Origin of the sequence: Dyadobacter chenwenxiniae, assembly GCF_022869785.1 — a bacterium.
Lineage (GTDB): Bacteria > Bacteroidota > Bacteroidia > Cytophagales > Spirosomataceae > Dyadobacter > Dyadobacter chenwenxiniae.
The window spans coordinates 2,641,388-2,666,262 of sequence record NZ_CP094997.1 but is presented as its reverse complement, the minus strand read 5'-3'; the positions used below and the strand labels follow the sequence as shown (position 1 = coordinate 2,666,262).

General features: G+C 41.5%; 29 protein-coding genes. 15 read left to right on the top strand and 14 right to left on the bottom strand.

Features of this window, described 5'->3' with window-relative positions; translation table 11 throughout:
• The first annotated feature begins 20 nt into the window (after positions 1 to 20).
• The 9 genes from MUK70_RS10995 to MUK70_RS10955 all read left to right on the top strand — a co-directional run bounded on the left by MUK70_RS10995 (position 21) and on the right by MUK70_RS10955 (position 9,576).
• Positions 21 to 2,519 (top strand): alpha-L-rhamnosidase-related protein, encoded by a 2,499-nt coding sequence (locus MUK70_RS10995; RefSeq protein ID WP_234658606.1) that lies wholly within the window; start codon positions 21 to 23, stop codon positions 2,517 to 2,519.
• 177 nt (positions 2,520 to 2,696) lie between these two features.
• Complete coding sequence (locus MUK70_RS10990; RefSeq protein WP_234658605.1) at positions 2,697 to 3,326, top strand: Crp/Fnr family transcriptional regulator; 630 nt, start codon at positions 2,697 to 2,699, stop codon at positions 3,324 to 3,326.
• Between the two features lie 81 nt (positions 3,327 to 3,407).
• On the top strand, positions 3,408 to 3,941 hold the full coding sequence (locus MUK70_RS10985; RefSeq protein WP_234658604.1) for a hypothetical protein: 534 nt from the start codon (positions 3,408 to 3,410) through the stop codon (positions 3,939 to 3,941).
• Between the two features lie 40 nt (positions 3,942 to 3,981).
• The gene (locus tag MUK70_RS10980) at positions 3,982 to 5,343 is read left to right on the top strand and encodes an aldehyde dehydrogenase (RefSeq protein WP_234658603.1); all 1,362 of its coding nucleotides are present in this window, start codon (positions 3,982 to 3,984) and stop codon (positions 5,341 to 5,343) included.
• A gap of 92 nt (positions 5,344 to 5,435) precedes the next feature.
• Positions 5,436 to 6,545 (top strand): adenylate/guanylate cyclase domain-containing protein, encoded by a 1,110-nt coding sequence (locus MUK70_RS10975; protein ID WP_234658602.1) that lies wholly within the window; start codon positions 5,436 to 5,438, stop codon positions 6,543 to 6,545.
• A 68-nt stretch (positions 6,546 to 6,613) separates the two neighbouring features.
• Entirely contained in the window at positions 6,614 to 7,450 is an 837-nt protein-coding gene (locus MUK70_RS10970; protein WP_234658601.1) for a helix-turn-helix domain-containing protein, read from the top strand.
• Between the two features lie 78 nt (positions 7,451 to 7,528).
• Positions 7,529 to 8,701 carry a pectin acetylesterase-family hydrolase gene (locus MUK70_RS10965; RefSeq protein ID WP_234658600.1) on the top strand — a complete coding sequence of 391 codons (1,173 nt, stop codon included), beginning with the start codon at positions 7,529 to 7,531 and terminating at the stop codon, positions 8,699 to 8,701.
• Positions 8,702 to 8,713: 12 nt separating this feature from the next.
• Positions 8,714 to 8,986, top strand: coding sequence for a hypothetical protein (locus MUK70_RS10960; protein WP_234658599.1), 273 nt, complete (start codon positions 8,714 to 8,716; stop codon positions 8,984 to 8,986).
• A 182-nt stretch (positions 8,987 to 9,168) separates the two neighbouring features.
• The gene (locus tag MUK70_RS10955; RefSeq protein WP_234658598.1) at positions 9,169 to 9,576 is read left to right on the top strand and encodes a hypothetical protein; all 408 of its coding nucleotides are present in this window, start codon (positions 9,169 to 9,171) and stop codon (positions 9,574 to 9,576) included.
• Positions 9,577 to 9,737: 161 nt separating this feature from the next.
• Here MUK70_RS10955 and MUK70_RS10950 read toward each other — a convergent pair whose 3' ends face one another.
• The 9 genes from MUK70_RS10950 to MUK70_RS10910 form a co-directional block, all read right to left on the bottom strand.
• A complete protein-coding gene (locus MUK70_RS10950) occupies positions 9,738 to 10,109 on the bottom strand; it encodes a hypothetical protein (protein ID WP_234658597.1) in 372 nt (123 codons plus the stop codon).
• Positions 10,096 to 10,641 carry a hypothetical protein gene (locus tag MUK70_RS10945; protein ID WP_234658596.1) on the bottom strand — a complete coding sequence of 182 codons (546 nt, stop codon included), beginning with the start codon at positions 10,639 to 10,641 and terminating at the stop codon, positions 10,096 to 10,098. The genes MUK70_RS10950 and MUK70_RS10945 overlap by 14 nt, the downstream gene beginning before the upstream one ends.
• Positions 10,616 to 10,969 carry a hypothetical protein gene (locus MUK70_RS10940; protein WP_234658594.1) on the bottom strand — a complete coding sequence of 118 codons (354 nt, stop codon included), beginning with the start codon at positions 10,967 to 10,969 and terminating at the stop codon, positions 10,616 to 10,618. Before MUK70_RS10940 ends, MUK70_RS10945 begins: the two co-directional genes overlap by 26 nt.
• Before the next feature lie 64 nt (positions 10,970 to 11,033).
• Complete coding sequence (locus MUK70_RS10935) at positions 11,034 to 11,291, bottom strand: hypothetical protein (protein WP_234658592.1); 258 nt, start codon at positions 11,289 to 11,291, stop codon at positions 11,034 to 11,036.
• Positions 11,292 to 11,366: 75 nt separating this feature from the next.
• Positions 11,367 to 11,513, bottom strand: coding sequence for a hypothetical protein (locus MUK70_RS10930; RefSeq protein ID WP_234658590.1), 147 nt, complete (start codon positions 11,511 to 11,513; stop codon positions 11,367 to 11,369).
• 205 nt (positions 11,514 to 11,718) lie between these two features.
• The gene (locus MUK70_RS10925; RefSeq protein ID WP_234658588.1) at positions 11,719 to 11,859 is read right to left on the bottom strand and encodes a hypothetical protein; all 141 of its coding nucleotides are present in this window, start codon (positions 11,857 to 11,859) and stop codon (positions 11,719 to 11,721) included.
• 3 nt (positions 11,860 to 11,862) lie between these two features.
• Positions 11,863 to 12,777, bottom strand: coding sequence for an IS1595 family transposase (locus tag MUK70_RS10920; RefSeq protein WP_234658587.1), 915 nt, complete (start codon positions 12,775 to 12,777; stop codon positions 11,863 to 11,865).
• A 566-nt stretch (positions 12,778 to 13,343) separates the two neighbouring features.
• Positions 13,344 to 14,057, bottom strand: a complete 714-nt coding sequence (locus MUK70_RS10915; RefSeq protein ID WP_234658586.1) for a hypothetical protein — start codon at positions 14,055 to 14,057, stop codon at positions 13,344 to 13,346.
• 431 nt (positions 14,058 to 14,488) lie between these two features.
• Complete coding sequence (locus MUK70_RS10910; RefSeq protein WP_234658585.1) at positions 14,489 to 14,914, bottom strand: response regulator; 426 nt, start codon at positions 14,912 to 14,914, stop codon at positions 14,489 to 14,491.
• 9 nt (positions 14,915 to 14,923) lie between these two features.
• On the opposite strand from MUK70_RS10910, the gene MUK70_RS10905 reads away from it, so the two are divergent.
• On the top strand, positions 14,924 to 15,304 hold the full coding sequence (locus MUK70_RS10905) for an FAD-dependent monooxygenase (protein ID WP_234658584.1): 381 nt from the start codon (positions 14,924 to 14,926) through the stop codon (positions 15,302 to 15,304).
• A 923-nt stretch (positions 15,305 to 16,227) separates the two neighbouring features.
• On the opposite strand, the gene MUK70_RS10900 is transcribed toward MUK70_RS10905, so the two are convergent.
• From MUK70_RS10900 to MUK70_RS10880, 5 genes are all read right to left on the bottom strand, one after another.
• Positions 16,228 to 16,464, bottom strand: a complete 237-nt coding sequence (locus MUK70_RS10900) for a hypothetical protein (RefSeq protein ID WP_234658583.1) — start codon at positions 16,462 to 16,464, stop codon at positions 16,228 to 16,230.
• A 146-nt stretch (positions 16,465 to 16,610) separates the two neighbouring features.
• Complete coding sequence (locus MUK70_RS10895; RefSeq protein WP_234658582.1) at positions 16,611 to 17,042, bottom strand: hypothetical protein; 432 nt, start codon at positions 17,040 to 17,042, stop codon at positions 16,611 to 16,613.
• 466 nt (positions 17,043 to 17,508) lie between these two features.
• Positions 17,509 to 19,473: a sensor histidine kinase gene (locus MUK70_RS10890; RefSeq protein WP_234658581.1), complete on the bottom strand. Its 1,965-nt coding sequence runs from the start codon at positions 19,471 to 19,473 to the stop codon at positions 17,509 to 17,511.
• Between the two features lie 84 nt (positions 19,474 to 19,557).
• Positions 19,558 to 20,553 (bottom strand): alpha/beta hydrolase, encoded by a 996-nt coding sequence (locus MUK70_RS10885; protein WP_234658580.1) that lies wholly within the window; start codon positions 20,551 to 20,553, stop codon positions 19,558 to 19,560.
• 73 nt (positions 20,554 to 20,626) lie between these two features.
• On the bottom strand, positions 20,627 to 21,145 hold the full coding sequence (locus tag MUK70_RS10880) for a Crp/Fnr family transcriptional regulator (protein WP_234658579.1): 519 nt from the start codon (positions 21,143 to 21,145) through the stop codon (positions 20,627 to 20,629).
• 72 nt (positions 21,146 to 21,217) lie between these two features.
• Here MUK70_RS10880 and MUK70_RS10875 point away from each other — a divergent pair, with 72 nt between their 5' ends.
• The 5 genes from MUK70_RS10875 (at position 21,218) to MUK70_RS10855 (ending at position 24,826) form a co-directional block, all read left to right on the top strand.
• Positions 21,218 to 21,424 carry a hypothetical protein gene (locus MUK70_RS10875; RefSeq protein WP_234658577.1) on the top strand — a complete coding sequence of 69 codons (207 nt, stop codon included), beginning with the start codon at positions 21,218 to 21,220 and terminating at the stop codon, positions 21,422 to 21,424.
• A gap of 40 nt (positions 21,425 to 21,464) precedes the next feature.
• The gene (locus MUK70_RS10870) at positions 21,465 to 21,806 is read left to right on the top strand and encodes an EthD domain-containing protein (protein WP_234658575.1); all 342 of its coding nucleotides are present in this window, start codon (positions 21,465 to 21,467) and stop codon (positions 21,804 to 21,806) included.
• 135 nt (positions 21,807 to 21,941) lie between these two features.
• Positions 21,942 to 22,766 (top strand): SDR family NAD(P)-dependent oxidoreductase, encoded by an 825-nt coding sequence (locus MUK70_RS10865; protein ID WP_234658573.1) that lies wholly within the window; start codon positions 21,942 to 21,944, stop codon positions 22,764 to 22,766.
• Between the two features lie 74 nt (positions 22,767 to 22,840).
• Positions 22,841 to 23,737 (top strand): helix-turn-helix domain-containing protein, encoded by an 897-nt coding sequence (locus tag MUK70_RS10860; RefSeq protein WP_234658572.1) that lies wholly within the window; start codon positions 22,841 to 22,843, stop codon positions 23,735 to 23,737.
• A gap of 381 nt (positions 23,738 to 24,118) precedes the next feature.
• Positions 24,119 to 24,826 carry a helix-turn-helix transcriptional regulator gene (locus MUK70_RS10855; protein WP_234658571.1) on the top strand — a complete coding sequence of 236 codons (708 nt, stop codon included), beginning with the start codon at positions 24,119 to 24,121 and terminating at the stop codon, positions 24,824 to 24,826.
• Positions 24,827 to 24,875 lie beyond the last annotated feature (49 nt).

Genomic DNA, 24,875 nt, shown 5'->3' with positions numbered 1-24,875 from the left:
CGCAATAAATCTCCCCAGACATGTATCCTAAATCAACATTTCTTTTCATAGTTCTGCTAATTTTAAATATCACTGCATTCGCTGACGGGTATAGGGACGATATTGTTTTTCAGGAAAAAGCAAAAACAGTCACATTGAGTGTCCCCGGTAAGAAATTAGCATTGGTGATCGATTATGGTGCCGGGTGTACGGTCAGGCAACTCGTGGTTAATGGCCAGCAAACTTTATCAACAAGTGGTGCCTTTACGGGTATGAAAGTAGGAGAGCGCATTTTCAGCTCAACCTCAGCACGCGATGTTAAGCTTGCACGTAAATCTGATGGCATTACATTAACCCATATAACTTATGGCAACGACACTCTAATGGTTGATGAAAGCTGGGATTTTACGATTGTAGGTTCTCTTATTAACTGGAAGATTACCCGTAAATACAGTAATGCTGCCCAGGTACAAGAAGTTGCTTTTCCAAAATGGAATTTTGCAGGACTGAATGTTTGGAAAGGCGGAATCCTGGACAACGGCGGGATGGTCTGGTGTAAATATTTAAAGCGGAATGACGATTCGTATGGCGTTCACACAGGGGGCGTGACCTTCTGGAATGACAAATCGGGAAACGGCTTACGGATAGCCACGCCAGCCAAGGTAAATCAAAATTTTTCAACAAAATTCTCAAACGAAAATAATCTCTTCACCTGTACGCAGCAGCTTAGCGAAAAGCCTTTGAAGCAACGGCATAACCTGAGCAGGTTTGTTTCGGGTAAGGCTGATGTCTTTGCACCGTTTAACGTTGAAGCAGGTACTGTAAGCGCTACTATTTCGCTGGAATATGTTGACTATTTCAAGGAATACTCGCGTGGGACATTACCCGGTATTAATGCCGAAACTGTTCGCGAGTTAATGAATACGACGGGGCGGTATGGTGTGGTTGACAACAATATTATTGGCGCCAACGGATGGCTTACCAATTGGAAATGTCTTCATGAACCGTTTTTCTCGCAGATCGGCATGGCACTTTACGATAGCAATTACACTGCCAACATGGCGGCCACTCTTAACCAGGAACGCGACCTGGCCATGCAAGCCGATGGCCGTGTACTCTCGCGCTGGCATAATGCTCCCGGAGACGAGATACCGGGTACTTACAATGCAGAAACGGGCTATTACGAAGCCATGTGGGGGTATACCATCGATTCGCAGCCCGGCTATGTGATCAACACCAGCGAGCAATTCGATCTGAGCGGTGATCTGGACTGGCTGCGTTCGCACAAGGCCGCATGCGAGAAGGCGCTCGACTGGCTCATCAGCCGTGATGCCAACCACAACGGCATTTTTGAAATGATGAACAACAATATCGCCGAGAAAAAAGCCAGTGACTGGCTGGATATTGTTTGGGCGAGCTATGAAAATGCTTTTGTAAATGCGCAGATGTTTGAGGCGCTGAACTTATGGGCGAACTGTGAGGAAGTATTGGGGGACCAGGACAAAGCAAGGCATTACCGGGCAACTGCCGCAAAACTGAAAGAGGCATTTAACAAACCCGTTGAAGAAGGCGGTTTTTGGTCGGCGGCAAAGAAGCGGTACGTTTACTGGCGTGATAATGATGGTTCGGTACATGGTGACAACCTGGTCACACCCGTCAATTTTGCGGCTATCGCATTTGGCCTTTGTGACGATCAGGAACGCATTACGCAATTACTTGATCAAATAGAGCAGCGTACCACTCAGGAAAATCTTTTTCACTGGCCACTGTGCTTTGATTCATTTACACAGGCTGAGGTATCACCCGGCAACTGGCCGTTTCCGAAATACGAGAACGGCGATATATTTCCGACCTGGGGCTATTTGGGCGTTCGTGCTTACACCCAGTATGATAAGAGCATTGCCCTGAAATACATCAACAAATTGCTTGACCAATATAAAAAGGATGGCCTTTCTTCGCAACGATACAGCCGCACGACGCAGCTTGGCCTGGGAGACGATATTCTTGCGGGCATTTGCACCAGTATCACCGCACTCTATCGCGATATTTACGGGATACGTCCAAAGTGGAATAGGATGGGACTTGAACCCAATCTTAGCCAACAGCTGAATAGTACGCAATTTAGCTACCGCTTGCGCGATATCCTTTACCAGGTAAAGCTGAATGTAGGAGATTACAGTTTGAGTACGGAACGTTTTACTATCAAGAGCAAGCAAAATTTCGGGGCAAGCAACGACGGTCAAATGTTCAATATATATCCGCAGAATCGCGAGAACTTCATACTACAAGTAAAGGCAGTCACAAAAAGTCAGCTTAAATTAAACCTCGAAGAAGCATTGCCGAAAGGGTTGGCCTGGACGGTAGCTTCCAAAGACAATTACACTTTTACATTAAAAGGCTTATCACCTAAAAGCCGGTATGACCTTACTATTAATAGCAAAAAGATGCTATTAACCGCCGATGCAAATGGATGTTTATCATTTAATCGTGATTGTAAAACCCCGGCTAGTTTTATTGTCATCATGGCCAACCAAAACTAGTAGTTTCTATCATGACATAGGCTTCATGATAAACCAGGACAATTCTGGCCCCCCCGCTAAGGGCCATGTTCGCTTGTATCACAATCAGTCTATACCTTATAATTTTTAATGTTATAGTGCAGCAAATCTTTATTCTAGAAGAATAATACATAATTTTTACTGTCTATATCAACTCTCATGCACTCAAAAAAATCAAATCAAGTATTACATGAGCAAGAGATGTCGGAAAGCATCGAAGCTATTAAGAAGTTTATAGGTGCAGTGGCCCCAATGGGTGAAGAAGATTTAGAATTACTGCCCTCAATCCTTGAATATAAGAAAGTTAAAAAAAACGATTACATTTTGAAGGAGGGTGAAATTTGTAAAAATGTGTACTTTCTAACCAAGGGATTTCTACGGATGTTTTTTGTAGATCATAGTGGTAATGAGGTAAATTACCGTTTTACTTTCGAAAATGATTTTTTTGTTGATTTTCAAAGCTTCCTTTTGCAGAAACCGTCACATTTCTTTTGGCAGGCAATGCAGGATAGCGAATTCTTAGTATTGCCCAAAACAGAAATTCTAAAACTCTACGCTACTTCACCAGCATGGAATAATTTTGGAAGGCTTGTATCCGAAAAGGTATATCTCCAAATGAATGAGAGAGTAGAAATGCTTTTGTTCATGACTCCGGAAGAGAGATATAATCACCTGCTGTCTACTCAGCCTGAACTTTTCGCAATGGTATCCCAGTTCCACCTTTCTTCCTATTTGGGTGTTAAGCCTGAATCTCTCAGCAGATTGCGTAAAAGGTTGCTGAAAAAATAGCTCCTTTTTTGTTTTCTTAACCAACGTCAACGTTTTGGGCGGCTTGCCGGAAGCACTTTTGTATCATAAACATCAAATGATATGAAAAACAAATTCTTCCAACAACAAACGCCTTCGGCTAAGTACAGCGAACGCTTTGTTCAAAATTTTCCCATTAACATTCCAATGGAGAAAATTGATCTTTACAAATGGTTTATTGAAATGAACGATATTGATTATCGTTCCTATTCGCCTGCTCACAAAGCAATAGGCAGTTATTTCAGGAATGAGAAATTTTTTATGACGAATGTTGAAAACATAGGGATGGATTCTGTCATCCAAAACTATGAATTAAAAAGTCATGCTGCCAACAGTATCCAGATGTATTCTGCAAAAAGCAAAGTGTATATATGGAGATGGTTTCCTGTAACAGTGGGTGTGCCCTGGGAAATGTATGTACAGCCCGTTTCCTCCACAAGTTGCCGCTTTATTTGCATGATAGGTGTCGACTATCCCAATGCTCTTTTAAGAATTGCTAATTGGTTCAATGGATTGGGCGGCTTGTTCTTACGCAAACACCTTAAAAAGGAAGGAAAAGCGTTTGCGCTTGATATTGAACAGAAGTTCAGCCTGTAAATCACTTTCACTACAATTATTAATAATTAAAATTACGATCATGAAATCAATAATAATAAATCAAAAGCAGTACTTCAATAGTAATGCAACAAAGCCGGTAGCATTTAGATTGGAACAATTAAAAAAATTGCGGACTGTTCTTAAAGCGAATGAGAAAATGCTTACAGAAGCTGTTTACAAAGATTTTCAGAAGGGAAGTTATAATACTTTTCTGACAGAGTTTGCCGGAGTATATGTTGCATTAAACGATGCTATTAAAAATGTAGGCAGATGGTCTAAAATAAAAAGAGCCGGTACAAGTATGGTTAACTTTCCGGGCAGCAGCTATGTTATTCCGGAACCCCTGGGAAGCTGCCTTGTTATCGGCTCATGGAACTACCCAATCAATCTTACTTTGGTGCCTGCCATTGCAGCTATGGTGGCTGGCAACACCGTAGTGATGAAGCCGAGCGAATTATCAGCACATACGAGCGCTGCATTAGCCAATATTATCTCCAACAATTTTGATCCATCTTACTTTGCTGTACTGGAAGGTGGGGTGGACGTAACAACTGAGGCTCTCTCACAGCCTTTTGATAAAATATTTTTTACTGGAAGTGTTCCGGTTGGAAAAGTTGTGTACCAGGCGGCATCCAAAAATCTTGTGCCGGTTACACTTGAGCTCGGTGGAAAAAGTCCACTAATTATCGCTCCGGATGCTAATCTTAAAACAACCGTAAAAAGGCTGGTATGGGGCAAATTTGTGAATGCAGGTCAAACATGCGTAGCACCAGACTATGTACTGGTTCATAAAAGCATCGAGATCGACTTTTTAAGCACCCTTAAAAATGAAATAGCAAAGGGAGATTTTTTTCTTGAAAATGATAACTATGCGCAAATTATCAGCGAAAAGCACTTTGACCGTCTTACCAGCATGATTGAACCAACCAAAGTGTTTATTGGAGGTAATCATGACCGCTCAAAACGATTTATTGCCCCTACGGTTCTTGTGAATGTAACAGAAGACGATAAAATAATGGCTGACGAAGTATTTGGCCCGATTCTACCTGTAATGATCTATGAAAACATTGATGATGCAATCACATTTATTAAAGCCCGGCCTAAGCCACTCTCTCTTTATTTGTTTTCTGAAAGCAGCTCATTACGTAAAAAGATATGGGGTGAAATTTCATTTGGCGGAGGCATGGTAAACGATGTTCTTATGCACTTTGTAAATGAGTCGCTTCCATTTGGGGGAGTAGGTAACAGTGGGATGGGCAACTATCATGGAGAAGCTGGTTTTAAAACCTTCTCACACTTTAAGAGTGTTATACACCGCCCAACCTTATTAGAGTTTCCGCTTAAATACTTTCCATTTACCAAGTTGAAATTTGCACTTATAAAAAAGGCTTTCGGAGTTTAGGAAAGGATAGTAGTATAACGTCGCCAGTAGACCTTTGGGGATTTCAGATAATTGATGGTTAATTTGAAAGCGAGTTCTTAATACCTAAATCTATGCTGTCACCGAAAACTAAAAGAGATGTTGCCCGTGTCATTCCTTTTGGAGTATTGTGGTTTGTTTTTGCCCTGATTTATACCATGCTGGAGAAAGGTATTCTTGGAGATCTGGACCATTATCCTTCTACGGGCGTTGAATATAATTTTGCAAGAAACATTTTGACCATTCCGGCCACAGGCCTGATGATGGGTATGCTGACCGGCATTTTTGAGGTCGGTTATTTCAGTAAGTGTTTTATAAAAAACAGCTTCACCAGAAAGATTGTATTTAAATCCCTTATTTATTTAATCATTGTTGTCATTTTTTTAATAACCATCATGTTAATCAATGCGCTAGATACGCATGAGCCACACTCGTTTCAAAATCTGTCATCTCCAGCGCGGGCGTTTTTAACTGACTACGCGGTAATCAGCACTTTGCTCTACATTGCTTCGATTGTTGTCATCACACAGTTCTACGCAGAATTTAGCCAAAGTATTGGATCAGGGACATTGAGCAATTTTTTTTTGGGAACGTATCATCATCCCGTAGAGGAAGAGAGAATATTTATGTTCCTGGATATGAAGTCCTCGACTACAATCGCGGAAAATCTTGGCCATGTCATGTACTTCGAGATGTTAAAAGAATACTTCTTTGACCTCTCAGGGGCTGTTATAGACTATGCTGGCACAATCTATCAATATGCTGGTGATGAGATGATCGTCTGCTGGAAACTAAAAGACGGTCTAAAGAAAAATAACAGTATTGAATGCTTCTTCGCTATGAAACGCGCTTTGGAGAAGCAGCAGGTGAAGTACAACAGTAAGTTCGGAATTTTACCGGCGTTTAAAGCTGGGCTGCATTTTGGTATGGTGACTACCGGGGAAATCGGATCGCTGAAAAAAGAAATCATCTTCACAGGTGACGTCCTTAATACTTCCGCGCGGATCCAGGGCCTCTGCAACCATTTCGGTGCTGACCTTTTGGTATCGGGGGACCTGGCTAGAATGCTTCAACTTCCAGCCACATATGCAATAAGATCTGTTGGAGAGAACCTACTGAAAGGCCGAAGTAAAACAATGGAGCTATTTGCCATATCATTCCGCGAAGACGGCCAAACGAAATAATCGTAGGATCATTGGGTATATTGCTGATCAAAATGTCAAAAATCAGTCACAGAATACCCACTAATTCAATGGCCGATAACCCCGGTCAAGGGATTTCTATTGATAGAATGACGATAAAAAGATCTGATTTTCGAACGGAGGTACAGTATGAAGAAGCCAAACGGTCACATCGCGATGAGGGACACACTTTCCACATTGTTGAACAGGGCACAGTAATTATTGAAATTGACTTTCAGATCTATCATGTAACAGCGCCGGCAGTTGTTTATATGCATCCCAACCAAGTGCATCGAATTTTAGATTTCGGGGACATTACCGTCAGCTCAATGGCAATAAAGAATGAAGATTTAAATCCCGATTATCTCGATTTTTTGGAAGATATCGTTCCCGCAAAGCCATTGATCCTGACGGAGGAATCCCACACGACGGTTTCGACTATCTTTTCACTGTGTCAGAATTTCTCGATACAAAAGAATAACAAACTATACTATTCCCTATTGAAGGACAGCTGCAATACCCTGGTCGCCTTTTTGACTTCTCAATTTTTATGTCAAACCAAAACGGAAACCCATCCTTCGAGGTTTGAGATAGTCAGCAAATCTTTCAAAAAGCTATTGGAAAAGGATTATCGCACATCAAAGCGGCCAAGTGAATATGCCCATCGGCTGAATATTTCCACAGCTTATCTCAACGAGTGTATCAAGCAAACAACAGGTCTTTCGGTTTCACATTCTATCCATGACCGGATCATTTTGGAAGCAAAACGTTTGCTCTATCACACAGATAAGCCGGTGAAGGAAATTGCCTTTGATCTTGGTTATGAAGATTACCCTTATTTTTCAAAGCTGTTTACCAAGGTTGCAGGTATGTCCGCAATGACTTTTCGGAACAAAAACCGCGGTTAGTACAATAGCTACAACTGATAGGCATTCCTGATCCCCATTTATCCCTGTAGTTTTGTTGCTGGATAAAATATAAAGGATATGGAATTGTTTTGGCTGATAGTTGAATGGGCAGCGTTGGTGGTTGTGGCTGCTGCGGTTCTTGGGTTTCTTTATTTTTACTTCATAAAGTTTGCACACCCTGGCGAAGTTGTAAGGATCGAAGACATTAAAGATGGTAATTGGCATTCTGTGCCAATGAAAGGCGGCACGATGTGCAGTGATGGTTCGGCCTATGAAATCTACATAAGAAAGGGCTCATCAAAAAATCTGATGATTTACTTTGCAGGAGGTGGTGCCTGTTGGGATGGTTACAGCGCCAGCAGACCGATTACCTTGATGAGCGCTTTGGGCGGAAATTCAAGGAGCCTGAAATCGTTCTATTTTCCAAAGCTGCAATGGTTCTACCCTAAGGCAATGGGTGGAATTGGAGATGATAAAGACCCTAAAAATGCTTTTCGTGACTGGAACATTGTTTTTGTTCCCTATTGTACAGGCGACATGCACATTGGGGACATTAAAAATACCTACACTTACAATGGCAAAAAGATAGAGATTCATCACAATGGACGGAAAAACAGTTTAGCGGCATTAGATTGGGTATTTGGCAATTTTAGGGATACAGACAAAATATTGGTGTTGGGTGAAAGTACAGGCGCCTTTGCTTCTGCTTTTTATACGCCATTGGTTGCAGACCATTATGCGGATAAAAAGATTTATTCATTATGTGATGCAGCTATGCTTACTTCTGGCAGATGGAAAGACATTTTGGATACTGTCTGGAACAGTCAAAGCCAGAAAAATCTGGGCTTTAAGATTGGGAAGGATATTTTTGAAGATGCGCTCATTCATCGGGTAGATTCGGTAAAAAGGCAGATCAAATATTTGCATAGCAATACTCTTTACGATGATGTTTTTACAAAGTTTGGTGCAGTTCTTAACCACCAGTCAACAGGTTCCAATGATTTCATAGATCAGTGGACGGCCAACACCAAGGCGTCCATGACCCGACTTAGCAATTCAGATATTGACTATAACTTTTTCATAACCAACTGGGGCTATGATCCTAAAAAACACGCCACGCAGCACACCATCACAACTAATGAATTTTATCACAAATGTACTGCCGATGGTGTTTCTTATGCCGAATGGTTGAAACGAAATGTGATCGACGATGAAAACCTGTCTCTTGGGCAAACACTAATTCAACAATAGTAATAGTCAATCATGGAACCGGTAAAGAATAAAAATGTATTGATATCAGGTGCAAGTTTTGCAGGGCTCACTTCTGCCTTTTGGATGGTAGAAATGGGCTATAAGGTAACTGTGGTGGAAATAGGCAGTGGGCTTAAAATGGGTGGTACACCTGCTGACATTAAGGACCAAACCGTTGATATCGTTAAACGGATGGGGCTCTTCCAGCAGATAAAAGCCAATAGAATAAGTTTGGAGAGGTGGGAATTTAAAATGCAGAAGACTTTACCGAGCCTACCGTTCTAATAAAAAAACCAGGTGAAGAATTACCGGACAACGAGTTTGAAATAGAAAGGGATGTTCTGCTTAACATGTTGTTTGAAGTCCTAAAAATAAGGTGAGCTTTATTTTTAATACCAGCATTACAGCTTTATAAGAAGAAAGGGACCATGTAGAAGTTCCATTCAAAGCGGGTACTAAAAACAAATATGGACTGGTACTGGGTTGTGACGGGATCCATTCTGTTGTCCGAGAAATACACTTTGGGGATGAGGTTCTCTCAGCGTCATTTTTTGGGACAGTGCTTTTCTATTGCCATCATAGACAAATACCTGATACCAGATTCTACCCTGCAACTATATGCCGAGCCAAATAAGGGCATTATGCTTAATGCCTATAATAACAAAACCGACATCGTTTTTACATTCCGGCCCGAGAAGGAAATAACCTATGATTTTCGTAATCAGCAGCAACATACAAAAATAATCTCGGAACAGTTTTTTGGGATGGGCTGGCGGTCCGCAGAACTTCAAAAAGAGCTGTTAAACGCCAGATCCTTTTATTTGGCAACTATATACTACTTGGGACAAGAAGGCAACAACGGGCGAATGCCCTAAAAGTGAGCTTTTGGAAGAAGGTAAAAATCCCTTAGCGTCAATACGCTTAGACCTTCTCATGGTCGGGACAGGCACCTTTAAATCAAAGAGCGGGTCAACCTCCTAATAGTTCCTTCATCTAGTTCAGGACTCCTAGGGCACGGTCAGTACCGGGTTGGGGGTTATACTACTTTATTGTAAACTATTTCTGCACTTGTACTAAGGCACCTTGCTTTGCTTTTTGTTAAAGTTGGAACGCCCTCTTCGCTGTGAATTTCGCTGTGAAACTCATTTTCTTCGATAGGGCAATAAACGGGTAAACAGTTGCAATCCGTTATTGATGTATAGGAAACTTTAACAATTATAGGAAAGTCTTTTTTCTCCAGTAATTTATCTACACATTCCTTATCAGTCCGTGTCCAGTTCCTATCAACAGAAGCCCCTTGCGAGTCTTTAAATGCTGCCGATGTTAACCTTCCTGCTTCATGATCAAATTGATGGCTGTGAACACCTCTAAAAAAAGATTCTTCCTCTAAGAACTCATTGGGCGGCATAGAATTGGTCTATATGATTACTTAACTGATCAGGTTGGGTTATATACTCTCTTTCATTGTCTCCTATTACTTCCAGCACCTCAATTCGATCTTCAAATATTTCTACCTCCATCAAATTTTCGCCGCTAGAATAGTCAAATTGGATAGATCCTCTTCCAGTTGGAGAGATATGAGGAGAGTAGGAAACTTTAAAAAGAATATTCTTAGCAGCATCAATTAGTTTTCCCGAAAAAGGAAGTCCGTCATAGCCATTCCATCCACGTTGGTATCCTTTATACTCATTAAGTTTCAAAAGGTTCATTCCGGTTTTTCTGGTAGGTATTGTGTAGTTGTACTTACTGGTGGTTCCTTGATTTTGCAAAGCTTCGCCTACATATTTTGAAGCTCTTTGCGTTTGTTGTCTTATTGAATCCCCAGTAAAAAATATAATTGTAGGGCGCGTATTAACGTACGGAAGGCTTTTAGACCCAAATTTTACATTTTTTGAGGTCTGGCTATCTCTCTGTTCAAGAAGGATTATTGGATTGCTCATTTTTGCTTAGCCCCTCTAAAAGATTAATTTGTTGCTCTAAAAAGTCTTTAACATCGCGGGCAGTTTTTAGGTTTAAAACAACTCCTGTTTCAATATACCTAATAAAACTATTCCTAAAATCATGAGGCTCTGCTTTCTCCGCGATTTCGTTTCCTAGCTGATTGTCTTTAATTTCAAATGTTTGCTTTTTAGGAATGGATTGCCTTTCTAAAAAAAAGTTTAGCATTATCTCTCCTTGAGGAGCAACCCCCCCGTGAGCACCATTAGCGTATACGGGGTTGTAATTTTCGCTAAATTTATATTTGTAGATTATCGTTGCTTCTGGCATTGTAGTATCGTTTCGTGTGAAATTAGATAATAATTAGTAAAATGTACTCTTTGCTAGAAAATTTTTAAGGGCTATAAGTCATACGGTAAGCATGCAGAACCTTATTGTATTCTTCCGCCGATTTCAATATTTTAGGGTCGTCTGCTGAAAATTCAAACAATCTGTCCTGAACTTCATCATACAGATAGAAGAGCGTTGATTTTGGGCATGAATAGATTTTAATGGTTGTTATATATGGTGAGATCCACCCAAGGTGAGCATTGTATGAGTCGAGTTTGAACTTATCGATCTCCCTGATGAATTGATACCCATGTAGTGCCATAGCCTTTTTCCGGCGTAACTACGTCATAAGCCAATTGGATGCAAAAGCGATGGGTAGTCGGTAGATATGAATTATTTAAAGGGATTTCAGTATTCTTTCATAGTCCTTCTTCACCTCAATATCCATTGCTTCAAGCTTTCGCAGTTCTTTAAGGAATCCTAGCTTTTCATCTTCCGGGAGGTCGATGTACAGCCTGAGTAACTTCAATATCGCGTCAGTCATATCTATTCATCAAAGGCATACTTAATCAAGCGGTATACTACATAAATGCCGGACATTCCCAAAATGTAAGACCCCGAAAGTCTTAATTTTTGATCAATTGGAAGGTTTTCGAGCAAGACACTGGTTATCAGTATGACAGCGATCAGCCCTAAGAAGTAAGGGAATATTTTGGATATGTATCGAAAATCTCCAATTCGAGAATGCTTCACGGCAGCGCGTCTTTCTTAGGATAGTCTTTCTTTTTCGGCTTTATCGCAGCGGCAATCATATCTTCAAAGGTTCCCTTTACGGCAACCTTCGTTTCGTACTTGTCCGCTCGTTTCTTCGGCTCCTTTTCTTTTGCCATAGCTTATTTCTTTATAAGGTCTGTATATCTAAGTCTCTTACCGTCTGCGCGTCCTACCGACAGTTCAAAGCGCGTAGTGTCTTTGATTTTTCTGCTATTATAACGGAAACCGAACTCATTACAATATCTATGTAAGTGTTTTGGACTAACGTTGTGATAGATACCGATAATACCTCTTTTAAGGATGCTCCAAAAGTTTTCAATGTTATTGGTATGGAAAACCTTATCAGTAACATAATTACCCTCTGAGTGCTTCACTGTAACGTGTTTGTAATCCCTTGCCAATCCAGCGTATGATTTATAAGCGTCAGTGATCAAAGTAGCTGACGTGCTTACTTTTGCCCGCATAATGCCTTGAAGAACTTCACCAGTCGTTTCGTCAACGACGTAAGTGCTAACGTTGCCGTCTCTTTCTAAAACACCTACAACCGGCGTTTTGTCTCTTTCTCCTTCTTTGGTTTTCTTGTTAGCGTGACGGTTTTTGTTTTTGCCACCAACATAAGTTTCGTCAACCTCAACAGTTCCTTCTAACAATTCAGGTGCATTTTCAGTCAGCATTTCACGGATACGGTGTAATACAAACCAAGCAGTTTTTTGTGTGATGTTAAGGTCACGGCTTAATTGTAATGATGAAATTCCTTTTTTGTGCGCAGTACATAGGTACATTGCAGCGAACCAAGTACGAAGACCGATCTTAGTGTTTTCGAAGATTGTGCCGCTGATAACAGTGAACTTTTTGTAGCACTCTTTATTAGCGCATTTGTAGCCGCGTGTTGTAGTGTACACGTGAGTGTGTCCACAATGTGGGCAAACGGGAGCACCACCATTCCAACGCTTATCAGCTAAGTAGTTTTTGCAGGTTTCTTCATCCTTGAAGAAGTCCAGAACTTGTAGTAAACTGTTGAATTGAGAAGTCATTTTTGCTTGTCCGTTAAACCTGTACAAATATACAAATTAATAACTTAATGGGACAAGAAATTACTGATTTATTTACAAAAATTTTTACACGTTTATTTATATAAATTTGGTACCCACAGCTTTATAGTTTAGATTTGTGTAACAATGCAAATAGGCCGACCGGAAATGAAACCAGCCGACCATGTTTGATACAAGTGAGACCGGATATGTTTTCGAATCTCGCAGGATTTCGATAAACAAGCGGGGTGGCGACCCCACTTTTGGCTTAAGGCCTATTTTATCAGAAATAAATTAACCGGGTCACCGCCCTCCCAGCGGCTCCCGGGCGATTCAACTACCGTTTTATCCGGATAGTAATTCTTCGCGTAACTGTGACACGTACCGGAACGATACGTCTTACAACAGTGACACTTGTGCTTGTTCTTCTAATCATTGGACTTAGAGCATCAAGGTTACGAACCCAAGTTGATCGGCCGGGAACATCGCCGATTACCGCTGAATAATCTCGAACATTACTCAGCAACAATATCTTAAAAGCGCCTGCTTCAACAGGTGCTTTTTATTTTTTAGAATGGAAGATCGTCTTCGTCCCAATTAATGACATTTGCACTGGGAGGTGTTTCTTCATCGTCTTCCTCATTATCTTCGTCAATCTCATTACTAGCAGCCTCTTCCTTCTCCTTCTCTTTGTTAAATTTCCTAGGCTCGTATTCAAACTCGATTGTATCGTAACCGTATCCTGTTTCATCAGGAGATGGTTCAAATTCTTCTAAAATATATTTTTCTCCATTATCTAAGGTTCCCAGCCACTCAGGCAATCCGTAAAAAACCTTCTTCCAGCTCTTATTGTATCTGACCGAAACAAGGCCTCCCTCTTCCAGCATTGCGTTGACAGGAGTTCTAAGAAAAGTTTCGGATTTTAGATCATGAGCGTTAAGATTGTCTTTTACTTCATCGCCCAGGTATTTTAATTTAACAAACCGACCTATCTCTTTTAAAGTCCATATAATCTGCTTTTTCCTGTCCGCCTTCATCGGAAACCCTTCGGTTTCAACCTCCTGTGCGGGCACTTTAACTCCGAAATCACCATTCGCTCTCTTGACGGCTTCTCCAAATTCGTGAAGCTGATTTTTCTTATGCGTCTCAATAAATCGCATGAACCAAGATATACTTGAATCAAAATCCTGTCGCTTTGCTATCAGATCTTGAATCTCCTCATCTATTTGATCTTTGGCAGCCTGTAAGCCCGTAATCGTGTCAACAGCAGTTTTTATGTCCATATCATTTGGAATAATGATTATTGCATTATACCTTTGCACTCAAGAAAAAATGGTGGAACCAGTGGGAATCGAACCCACACGGAAGGGTCTCAAGTCGCTCCGTTTTGTACCACAAATGGCCCCAGTATTTTTCTTTCTTCAGAATTTGCTCGCTCTAGCTTTGGTCGGTTGGATGCGAGCTTTTCTATTGTGTAGCAATATTAATAGTTTTTGATTTAACGTCAAAGACAAAACACAAAATTAAATAGAATATTTTTCTCTTTATTTTCTTTATTCTGTTTGTTGTAGTTCTTATTTGCTGTATTCTACAGGGTATTTCTACACATATCTTAGTTTTCCACGAAGTATTTCTATGAGGTATAAATTACCTCTATGCTGCTCACAAAAAAAGAGGCATTTAGCCTCTCTGAAACCTCTGCTACTAAAAAAGTCTACTTAAAATTATTTGGAGCAGCGCACTTCTTCCAGTAGTTCATTATAATGGTTATGCTATCGGTCAACTCTTCGATTGAGGTAGCTTTAATGAAAAACCCCTGAGCGGAGTTACTATAAGCGTCAATAACAACTTGCTGGTTGACAGCAGTCGAAAAGAACAGATAAGGAATGCACTTTAAACTTAATTCAGCATCTGTTTGTAGTTTTTCCTTTAATTTAAGTCCGTCCAGTTTCGGCAAATTTATATCAGAAAGGATAATGAACGGATGCGAATTTGGCTTGCGTAAATATTCTAGTGCAGCCTCTCCGTCGATAAAGTATACCCTTTTATTGGGGTGGTTTAGCTTATTAAATACTTCTTCCAGCATTTCCTGGTCATCCTCGTCGTCTTCTATAATGATGATTTCCCCGTTTTTATTCATGGATATCAAATGTTGATCGTTTCAAATATAAACATAAAAATCACACCAGCGGCTTGTCCCAACTCCTATATAGTTGCCTTTTATTTCGACAAATTCTGCCAAGTAAAAATGCCGTCGTGGACAAAAGGGCGGGTGGCATTGGTTGGGGACGCAGGTTATTGCGCTTCACCAGCAGCAGGTATGGGTGGCTCATTGGCCATAATAGGTGCTACTGCACTCGCAGATGCTTTTGAAAAATACCATGGAGACCATGAACTTTCGTTTAACGAATATAACAACGGACTACATCCATTTATCGAGCAGGTTCAAGCTGAAGCAGTGGAAATGTTGTACAAACTTCTTCCGAGGTCAGTGGAAGAAACAAAGATGAGGTTCCAGAATGGATTTTAGTAACTCGGGTAGCCATTTATTAAAAGATAACATGCAGTGGTTTGTGTTCTCTCAATAACTCATACATATCCAAGTTATTTTGAGCTGATAGAGGCTTAATTAAAAGAACGTAACAAGCTGACTTTTGATTACTAGTTGTTCAGCAGCAATGAGCGTTCTTCATTATTTTTAATGCAGGTGAAAAATGACATCTAAAAAAGACCGTTTTCTTGGTCTCATAGAACGTAGGTTTAAACAATCCTGCCTGATCGGGACAACTAGATGGATCTCGGTTGTCGGAAACAATACATGTAAGCTATCGATCCAATCAAAGCTCTTAGCTAGATCTATCCGTATAAACTAGAAAAGGTTTTGTCTCTTGGAGATGTATATGCTTCTCAGATTTTGCATGGCTAGCATTAAGTTTCTGCCTGGGGCTCTTTCTCTTATTTGTCGTTTCGTTAGCGTACGCGGAAACGGTGGTTAAAATGAAAAATAGATGGAATCGATAAATCAGCGTTTGGAGCTAGTTAGAATCAATTAAAGTTTGGTTAAGTGTGATTGGCTACCTTAAACTGTAATGTTGAAAACATCATTAAGGACAAAGGGAAATGGTCGTATGTTGTAGATACACACGATTCATGCTGAACTCTTCGTTGCAAAAAGAGGTCTCACTAAGATCAAACTATTTTGCAATAGTTCTTCCCCCGGTTAATTCCAGGGTTCGATTTTAAAGTCGTGAGCAATGCGGTGTGCATTACGCATCACAGCTATCAAGCACAAGAAGCACGAAAAAGTAAGGGCGATTTGGAATTCAAAATGGGCAGAATGCCAACCTCGAAATAAGTGAAAAAATCGTCCAACGCCTCCGGAAAGTTTCTAACTTTTCGAATTCACTGAACGAATCTGAGGTATGTATTTGATTTCAACTAATCTTTAAAATTTCAATTTTCTTTCCTGTGCCACAAATTACCGTTCCATCTCGTAGTTTTGCATAGGCGCGGTATGTTCCCGGCTGGTTTGCTTTGCCAGTCCCCAATCAGTGGGACTGGCAAAGCAACTATTTTCTGCATATTGGCAGCCTGCCCATCCAGTGGGCCGAACGGAACTTTGACGCCCGTTTGATTGCAGGAAGGAAGTGTGATAATTAGCAGGAAGGAGATTGTTATTGAAACTTTCATGGTAATAGCGGCACACTTTAAAATACCAGGAAATGCGACATAAAATTCGATTACAATTTAAGGATCAACAGGTGCCAGAATAGTACCAAAAGAAGTCTGTCAGTATAGACAAGCAGCTCAATTCTGACAGACTTCTTTGTGTTCAATTATTGAGGTAGAATGTAAGATTTCTTTTCACCATACACAATGTATTGGTCATTGACTGAGGCATAAGCCCGATAGTAGATCGCGCCTTTGTGTGGAAAGTTAGCTTGTGAGTGTGTCAGTTCGCCGAGGATTGCTGGCGCGGTGAATGCTTCGAAAATAGCTTCCGGGTTATCGAAAGTTATGTCATCCTTTGGAAGATCAGTGGTATATGGAATGTATGCGATACCATATTGTGTAATCACTTTGCCGCTGCCAAGATTTTTGAAGCTGACCCGAAAGTTCATGTCAATACCTCCGGGAACACTGACCCCGCTCGCATTACCAGTTTCGATAACAGGATCTTCACTCGGAATGTCGTGGTCAACGCACGATAAGGTGATGATTGAAAATGCCATCAAAAAAAGGCAGATGTGCAATAGATTTCTGGTCATAAAAGGGATTGTTTAAAAATGAAAAATTTAAGTACTGGAAAATAGATTCTCAACCGCAAACGTAGACATCGGCTTCACATCAGTCGCAACAATAATCAATGCTACATGAATTATTGTTGCATTGAAGATCTTCTAGTTTACTGTTAGAAGGTGTTTATCTGTATCAATTGTCTTCGTTAGCACCACTCTGAGAGCTTCTTCGAAAGTATGGCCGTGCTTTCCTGTTTGAAAATTTAACTGGATGAATCGTAGTTATTTGTATCTGAGTCGTGTCCAAATCGAATCGAGTGACACTGCAAGAGATCCAGCTAAAGCATCCTTGTCATGGAGACTCGAGATGGAATATAAAGTGCCGAAAGGAGCTTTCCGGAAGTTGCTAATGGAAAAAGTAATTTCAGATGAAAGACGTTATTTTTGGTAACCATGAAAATTGCCTTAAAGTTGAACCGTCTCTGGCATTAGCGAATCAAAGCAGCGGCACCGAAACCCTGAACTCAGTAGCCGTTTCATCCACGCTGACCTGGCTGGGGCTTAGGTAACGGTACAGCGATTTTAGGCTGTTCAATCCCTGCTTGTTGGACGTCTCAACGAAGCTCTTCCGCTGCAAGTTATTTTGCACGAAAAGCGTATCATTTTTAGCATAAATCAGAATAGTTAGGGGAGAGTCGTCGCTGACGATGTTGTGCTTGATGGCATTCTCGAGTAGATTTTGCAGGGTTACGGGGACAATCTGGCGAGTCAATGAATCGGGGTTGACATCGATGCTGATGCGCAGACCGTCGCCGAACCGGGTGGTTTGCAGGTCGACGTAATTTTGGGCAAACGCAAGCTCGGCCTCAAGGCTGACGAGTTCCGAGTCTTTGTTTTGCAGAATATAACGGTAAATCACTGACAGTTTCCGCAGAAATGTTGAAGCTTCTTTGGGTTGGGTAAGAATGAGGCTATTCAGTGAGGTCAGGCTGTTGAACAGGAAGTGAGGATTGAGGTGATTGATCAGGTTGTGATACTGGATTTCGGCCTTGTCGCGTTCGAGCCTTGTCATCTGGATTTGAAAGTGATGCAACCTTGCCGATTGCCGGAGTCGATACCGATATAAGCTGTACAGTAAAACCAGGGAGATAGCCATTAGCAGGGCTTTAAACCAGCGGGTGTTGTAAAAAGCCGTAGCAACGTGAATGCCCAGTGCGGTTTCCCGGCTCCTCAAGTCGCCCGCTATGGCTTCAACCCTGAAAATATAATCCCCACCAGGTAATTTGGTGTAAACAGCGTTGGTTTGGTTACCTGACTCTTTCCAGTCATCGTCGTAGCCTTCCAGTTTGTACCGGTACTGTTGATTGACCGAAACCGCCAGCATACTAAACTCGATCATAAATGAGTTATCGTCGGATTTTAGCCGGATGGGGGACATTCGGCCGTGCAGCATCAGGGTGGTATCATTCAGCCGAATCCGGTTGAGCAGTACAGGTTCAGGTCGGCGGACAGGTTGCAGATTTTCGGGCTTAAACTCGACGAGGTGACCTTTTTGAGCTGACAACAAGTGGCCATTCCGCATCGGAAACAGCCATGTGCTATACATAGTCGTGTACTCGTTGATCGGTAGCCGAAAGTTGAGAACCTGTTTTTTTTCGCCCGCTTTGATCACCGAAATCAAATTCTGGTTAGCCACCCATGTATTACCGAAGCGGTCGGGTCGGGCAGCCGTGCTTTGACTCATTGTCATGGCGTCGTTTTCGCCCCGGACTGTATCCTGACGGCGCACCGGGTCGTAGGTTACCAACCCACTCATATCTGTTGCCATCAAAAAGGAGCCGTCCCGGTCTTCCGTTAGTGAATTTAGCGTAATTTCATAATCAGCTTGGTGAGTATCGGTAACAATAAATTCTTTTCGCTGCTGAGAGAACCGCGCAAATCCTTCGGGGAAAATGTCCAGCCAGAAATTGCCTCGCCTGTCGAGCAGGGTTTGACGTACCAGAAATCGAGGATCGGTACTTGTCGACCGAATTTGGTAAGTTTTCCACTGCTGTCGGGCCAGGTCGTAGCCGAACGCCTGTTTGCCATCACCAAAAGCCCAATACTGATTGCCAACAAGCCGAAATGTTCGAAGCTCAACCAACTTCGCCGCTGGGGGCAACTCTATCGCCTTGAATTGGTGCGTCAGTGTATTAAATCGATAAATTGCTTTTGCGGATCCTATCAGCAGCTCATTCTCGTGCTGTTCTATACCCGTAACAGGCATTCCCCAAGGGTATTGACTTGTTTTGTTGGGCAGTCGATAGACATCGAGCCGGTTAGTCGCTGGTACGTAGTGCAACAGCCCCCGTATAGATGTGCCCAGCCACCACGACCCATCCGGGTCTTCGACGAAGGAGATGACGCCCCGCTCATCGGTAAGGGGTGGGAACAACGCTTCCAGGTCATATACATCGTACAATGTTCTTTCCGGATTGGTGTAAGCAAGGCCATTGGCCGTACCAGATAATTATCATTTGATAAATTGTGTTTTTAAAGTTGCAGCTTAGGTATTCATTTTAATTAAAAAATCTCCCATTAAAGCCAAAGCTTCTTTCGCAGCAACTAATTGATTGACGTTGGCGGGAAAAACATGTGGCATTCCTTCCCATACATGAATAGCTGTTTCTACTCCACATTTACTAGCCTGATTGGCGTATCTCAAAGAATCATCAAGTAAAATTTCAGCTTCTCCGACATGTATCTGTATTGGTGGTAACCCATCAAGATTTCCATATACTGGCGAAATCCGGGGATTTTTACTGTCTTCATTATTCACATAACGCTCAGCATTACCTCTAAGCGACTTTTCCGAAAGCAGTATGTCGACTTCTCCGTTTGATTTCAGACTCGGGGACTCAAAACCAAGATCTGTCCATGGAGAAATTGCGACTGCTGATATAGGTTTCAGACATATCCCCAAGACTGCATTACGGGTTGCCCATGCCAATGTAACTAAGGCCAGCCCGCCCCCTGCGGAATCTCCAACGATTGAAATTTTGTCGTATCCTTTTTCCAGAAGCCCATTGTAACAAAATTGTCCGTCTTCCACTGCAGCAGGAAAAGGATTTTCCGGAGCTAACCTGTATTGAGGAATAAAAACGGGTATTTTTGAAATCCTGGCAATGTGGCTTACAAAATTTCTATAAGAGAAAGCCGAACCAAGGTTATAGGCGCCACCATAAAAATATAGGATTGCAGACCCTAAGATAACATTATCCGGCAAGCACCACCATCCATTTACACCACCAACCTGCTCTTCTAAATAAGATATTTCAGGAGCTGGGATTATTTGTTCAATAAACTGGTCATAGAGGAGCCTCGCTTCGTTTACCGGCTGACCTGTGTTGTCTTTGAAACCGGCAACTGCCTCTTTCATCAAAGCTAAAACAGGGATATCGCTTGGGTCAAGGGCGTGATATTGCCCAAATTTAGGATCCAGAATATTTTTGTATATCGACGTGCGATCGATTATAAGGCCTTCAATTTCTGAATTTTCCATATTGTAGATAATTTGTTGATCACAAATTACCCGTTTAAAATCCGGGCAGAAATTAAACCAGTTTAATAAATACTTACTTCCTTTTACGCAGCATGCTCAAAAAAACCGGCGTGATGCCCAAGTAAGAGGCAATGTAGTTTTGGGCGATTCTTTTTTCCAGACCCGGGTAGAGCTGCTCGAATTTTAGATATTTCTGATGAGCTGTCAATTCCAATTCGGAGCTAATGCGCTGTTGCTGCATGATAAAACCATTTTGGAAAAGTATGCGGAAAAACCTTTCAAATTTGGGCACCTTCTCATAAAGGACTTCAATCTTATCCCGTGTGATTTGAAGCATTTCAGTATCTTCCAATGCATCAATACTATAATTCGCAGCCGCATTGGTATTGAAACTTAGGGTATCTGAGCACCACCAATTTTCCGGTGCAAATGTCAGAATATGTTCAATACCATTTTCTTGTGTGGAAAAAGTCCGAAGGCAACCTTTAGTGACAAAGCTAAGTACTTTTGAAATTCTTCCTGCCTCTAGCAGAAGTCCTCCTCGTTTAATGTTTTTGTATTCCAGTAGGGATAAAAAATATTCTTCTTCCAATGAAGTGAGTTCAATTACACAATCAAAAGCAGCCCGGGCGTAACCAAAACCGGTTTTGTTGACCGGGCAGGCATGGCAACTTCTGCTTTCGCGCAGGGGAGCCAGCTTGATGCAGCCAAAGTTGCCAAAGCAGGATACGAGGGAATGCTTTCGGGTAAATTAAATATAACACCCGGCCTGCTGAACGGTTTGATGGCTTTTGGAACAAGCATTACCCCTTCCAGAAGCTTGTTATTAGCCATATCTTCTTACGTGATGCGTGAGAAGATAAAGTATTAAGAACCTCATTTTAAACACAAATCAAATAAGCATCCTTAACATGATCAAATTCACTATTTTACTTCGCAGGCATGAGAATATCATCCACGAAGATTTCGTCTGGTACCACAAAAACAATCATGCACCATTGTTCGCTTCTCTGGCGGAGGTCAAAGAAAATGTCCGGCGCTATGTACAATGCTATTCACTGGATGTAACAATGCCGGGATTGCCGGCTCCGCAGTATGATGGGATCACAGAGCTTTGGTTTGATGAAGTGGAATCCATTGGAAAAGTTTTCAACGCTAAACCTTATCTGGAACTGATCAGGCCCGATGAAGAAAAATTTCTTGATCTACATGGCTGCGGTTTCATAATATCAATCGAAAACCCGGTTATATAAATTCGGCTAAAGTCTGCATATGTCCATCACTTTCAGATTCGAACGTTAAAACGTATCAGCATATCCTACTTCTGTATAAAGCCAGGAAGGTACCGCCACACTAATTTTGTCCTATCAATTTAAAACAAAAAAATAATGAAAAGGACAATCTTTATTACCGGTGCATCACGTGGATTTGGGAAGATCTGGGCCCAGGCGTTTTTGGAAAGAGGTGACAATGTGATTGCAACATCAAGAGATATCGGGCAGTTGGCGTACCTTTCAAACCAGTATGGTACTGCGCTGCTACCGATCGAGCTTGATATCACCAACAAGGCAGAAGTTATCACAGCAGTTAACCTGGCCAAGGAACATTTTGGTACTATAGATGTAGTCATCAACAACGCCGGATATTGTTTATTTGGGGCTGTTGAGGAAAACAGTGAAGAAGAGGCAAGAGCGCTCTTTGAAGTGAATGTATTTGGAACGCTCTGGGTCACGCAGGCAATCCTTCCCATTTTCAGAGAACAGGGCAAAGGACATCTTATCCAGCTCTCAAGTGTGATGGGAATCAATACCTTACCAACGATGGGGTTATACTCTGCAACCAAATTTGCCGTAGAAGGATTTAGCGAAGCGTTACTGGCAGAAGTCAAAGATTTTGGTATACACGTCACGCTGATTGAACCGAATTCGTTCAAAACAGAATTTTTCGGATCTTCTGCGGTCGAAAGCCAATCTATTGATGCGTATGCAAAGGTGACAGCAGATTTTAGGTCCGGTGAGGGAATCAAGCCTGAGAATATTGGTGATCCCAATGCTACGGTTGAAGCTATCCTGTATATTGTGGATGCTGAAAACCCTCCCCTCAGGTTGATGCTGGGTAAATTGGCCTATCCATGGACGCAATACACCTATGGTGAAAAGCTGGCCTCCTGGGAAGCACTGAAAGAAGTATCAGCAAAAGCCCACGGTCATTAATTAAATTGAAGGTTCGGGAAATTACAGAATCTGAATCATAATCCGGATTCTGTAATTTCCTTAAAACAAGCGATATGAAACATTACAAGACCATTTCACAGCTTCACCAGGACAGCAATTTTATGCCGCCCGAACATCCTATGATCAGCCTGATCCATTGCAGTGATGTAAACAGCTGCTCGATCGGCCAGAGTAAATTTACTTGTGACTTCTATATGATTGCCCTCAAGAAAATTGCCTCGGGCAGTTTTATTTACGGGAAATCACCATATGATCACGACAATGGGTCCATGTCGTTTGTAAAACCCAGACAGGTGATGGAGATAAACAGTGTGGTCATGGCTGAAAATGCCTTTGTAATTTTTATTCATGAGGATTATTTTCTGAGCCATAACCTGCACAAAGAAATAAAACAATACGGCTTTTTCGACTATGAAACCAATGAGGCGCTCCATCTTTCGCCCACTGAGGAAAAGATTATCTGGGAGTTGTATGATAAAATTTCATTCGAGTACAAAAACAATGCGGATGAGTTTAGCAAAGACATCATACTCACACATATCGATTCAATTTTAAAGTATGTCCAGCGCTTTTACAAGCGTCAGTTTATAAACAGAAAGGACATGTCAGGTCCAATCGTTACAAGATTTAACCGGATCCTGGCTTCTTATTTTGAAACGGGGCAACTCAATAAGAAGGGGCTACCGACCGTAACCGCTGTTTCGTCGCAATTAAATATATCGTCACGCTATTTGAGCGACCTGCTTAAACAGGAAACCGGAAAAACAGCATTGGAGCACATTCATATTTTTTTAATTGATGAGGCTAAAAACCTGTTGATGGGAACTGAGAACACAATCGCCGGAACAGCATATCAATTAGGCTTTGAAAATCCACCTTATTTTACCAGGCTTTTCAAAAAGCAGACAGGTAGTACGCCTGCTGAATTTAAGAAACAGCACCTCAATTAGCAGCGTTGTTGGAAATGCTACATGTAAGATATCGATGTAGTTAAAGCTCTTAGCAATATACATTTATACAAACTTGAAAAGCTTGGATCTTAGTGGTTATACATTCCCTTAGATTTTGCATGGCCAGCAGTGGTTACGCTTCGGTGGCTCTGTCTCCCATTTGTCAATTATCCGCGTTTGCAAAAAAGGTGGTACATCTGAGCTAACAAGAAAGGGTAATTTTTATTATATGTAATTAATAGTCAGGTATATACCGACCTCAATAGTTCATTAAATTCGTTTATTAAGAGGTTATTATTGCCGAAAATATAACATCAGATTATGCGCTATTGTCAAGATTACTGAAATTTAGTCTTGTTTAAGTATAAGTCGATTAGAATTGTGATAGACAAAGATATTTCCAGGCTTTCCAGATTGATCGCTATATTGACCCAGTTACAGTCTAAGAGATTGGTAACTTCAACGGAGCTTGCCGCAAAGTTCAATGTCAGTGTGAGGACTGTATACCGCGACATCAGAACATTGGATGAAGCCGGAGTGCCTATTATGACCGCGGAAGGAAAGGGTTATTCGTTAATGGAAGGTTACCGGCTTCCGCCAGTCATGTTTACAGAACAGGAAGCGAATGCATTTATAACCGCGGAGAAGCTGGTTTTGTTAAATAAGGACTCTTCACTTACAAAAAGTTATGTTGACGGTATTACAAAAATAAAATCCGTTTTACGGAGTGGTGCAAAGGATAAGTTGTTGCTACTTTCCGAGCGGCTAGCATTTGAGGAAAGCCCGGATAAGGATATTGCCAGCGATATTTTGGCATCTGTTCAAGTAGCTTTAACTAATTTCAGGATCGTAAAGATTGAATACTATTCGCCCTCTAAGGACGAAACTACAAACCGTCAAATTGAACCTTTTGCTGTCATAAATCGCGTGGGTGAAAGCTGGTACCTCATTGCCTGGTGCCGCACCCGGCAGGATTTCAGGCTGTTTCGTTTTGATAGGATCAGGAAAATGGAAATCAGCGACGAAACCTTTACGCCGCATAAGATCAGTCTTCAGGAGTATTTGGAAAAATATCGTAGTATTTTTTAGTACCCCTGACATAAGGCTGTCAGTTGACGGCAATAGTTTTGTGTAAACA

What these genes read in the sequence shown, in the direction of transcription:
- MUK70_RS10995 (WP_234658606.1), top strand. Translation starts at nt 21, where the DNA reads ATGTATCCTAAATCAACATTTCTTTTCATAGTTCTGCTAATTTTAAAT.
- MUK70_RS10990 (WP_234658605.1), top strand. Translation starts at nt 2,697, where the DNA reads ATGCACTCAAAAAAATCAAATCAAGTATTACATGAGCAAGAGATGTCG.
- MUK70_RS10985 (WP_234658604.1), top strand. Translation starts at nt 3,408, where the DNA reads ATGAAAAACAAATTCTTCCAACAACAAACGCCTTCGGCTAAGTACAGC.
- MUK70_RS10980 (WP_234658603.1), top strand. Translation starts at nt 3,982, where the DNA reads ATGAAATCAATAATAATAAATCAAAAGCAGTACTTCAATAGTAATGCA.
- MUK70_RS10975 (WP_234658602.1), top strand. Translation starts at nt 5,436, where the DNA reads ATGCTGTCACCGAAAACTAAAAGAGATGTTGCCCGTGTCATTCCTTTT.
- MUK70_RS10970 (WP_234658601.1), top strand. Translation starts at nt 6,614, where the DNA reads ATGGCCGATAACCCCGGTCAAGGGATTTCTATTGATAGAATGACGATA.
- MUK70_RS10965 (WP_234658600.1), top strand. Translation starts at nt 7,529, where the DNA reads ATGGAATTGTTTTGGCTGATAGTTGAATGGGCAGCGTTGGTGGTTGTG.
- MUK70_RS10960 (WP_234658599.1), top strand. Translation starts at nt 8,714, where the DNA reads ATGGAACCGGTAAAGAATAAAAATGTATTGATATCAGGTGCAAGTTTT.
- MUK70_RS10955 (WP_234658598.1), top strand. Translation starts at nt 9,169, where the DNA reads ATGGACTGGTACTGGGTTGTGACGGGATCCATTCTGTTGTCCGAGAAA.
- MUK70_RS10950 (WP_234658597.1), bottom strand. Translation starts at nt 10,109, where the DNA reads ATGCCGCCCAATGAGTTCTTAGAGGAAGAATCTTTTTTTAGAGGTGTT.
- MUK70_RS10945 (WP_234658596.1), bottom strand. Translation starts at nt 10,641, where the DNA reads ATGAGCAATCCAATAATCCTTCTTGAACAGAGAGATAGCCAGACCTCA.
- MUK70_RS10940 (WP_234658594.1), bottom strand. Translation starts at nt 10,969, where the DNA reads ATGCCAGAAGCAACGATAATCTACAAATATAAATTTAGCGAAAATTAC.
- MUK70_RS10935 (WP_234658592.1), bottom strand. Translation starts at nt 11,291, where the DNA reads ATGGCACTACATGGGTATCAATTCATCAGGGAGATCGATAAGTTCAAA.
- MUK70_RS10930 (WP_234658590.1), bottom strand. Translation starts at nt 11,513, where the DNA reads ATGACTGACGCGATATTGAAGTTACTCAGGCTGTACATCGACCTCCCG.
- MUK70_RS10925 (WP_234658588.1), bottom strand. Translation starts at nt 11,859, where the DNA reads ATGGCAAAAGAAAAGGAGCCGAAGAAACGAGCGGACAAGTACGAAACG.
- MUK70_RS10920 (WP_234658587.1), bottom strand. Translation starts at nt 12,777, where the DNA reads ATGACTTCTCAATTCAACAGTTTACTACAAGTTCTGGACTTCTTCAAG.
- MUK70_RS10915 (WP_234658586.1), bottom strand. Translation starts at nt 14,057, where the DNA reads ATGGACATAAAAACTGCTGTTGACACGATTACGGGCTTACAGGCTGCC.
- MUK70_RS10910 (WP_234658585.1), bottom strand. Translation starts at nt 14,914, where the DNA reads ATGAATAAAAACGGGGAAATCATCATTATAGAAGACGACGAGGATGAC.
- MUK70_RS10905 (WP_234658584.1), top strand. Translation starts at nt 14,924, where the DNA reads ATGTTGATCGTTTCAAATATAAACATAAAAATCACACCAGCGGCTTGT.
- MUK70_RS10900 (WP_234658583.1), bottom strand. Translation starts at nt 16,464, where the DNA reads ATGAAAGTTTCAATAACAATCTCCTTCCTGCTAATTATCACACTTCCT.
- MUK70_RS10895 (WP_234658582.1), bottom strand. Translation starts at nt 17,042, where the DNA reads ATGACCAGAAATCTATTGCACATCTGCCTTTTTTTGATGGCATTTTCA.
- MUK70_RS10885 (WP_234658580.1), bottom strand. Translation starts at nt 20,553, where the DNA reads ATGGAAAATTCAGAAATTGAAGGCCTTATAATCGATCGCACGTCGATA.
- MUK70_RS10875 (WP_234658577.1), top strand. Translation starts at nt 21,218, where the DNA reads ATGGCAACTTCTGCTTTCGCGCAGGGGAGCCAGCTTGATGCAGCCAAA.
- MUK70_RS10870 (WP_234658575.1), top strand. Translation starts at nt 21,465, where the DNA reads ATGATCAAATTCACTATTTTACTTCGCAGGCATGAGAATATCATCCAC.
- MUK70_RS10865 (WP_234658573.1), top strand. Translation starts at nt 21,942, where the DNA reads ATGAAAAGGACAATCTTTATTACCGGTGCATCACGTGGATTTGGGAAG.
- MUK70_RS10860 (WP_234658572.1), top strand. Translation starts at nt 22,841, where the DNA reads ATGAAACATTACAAGACCATTTCACAGCTTCACCAGGACAGCAATTTT.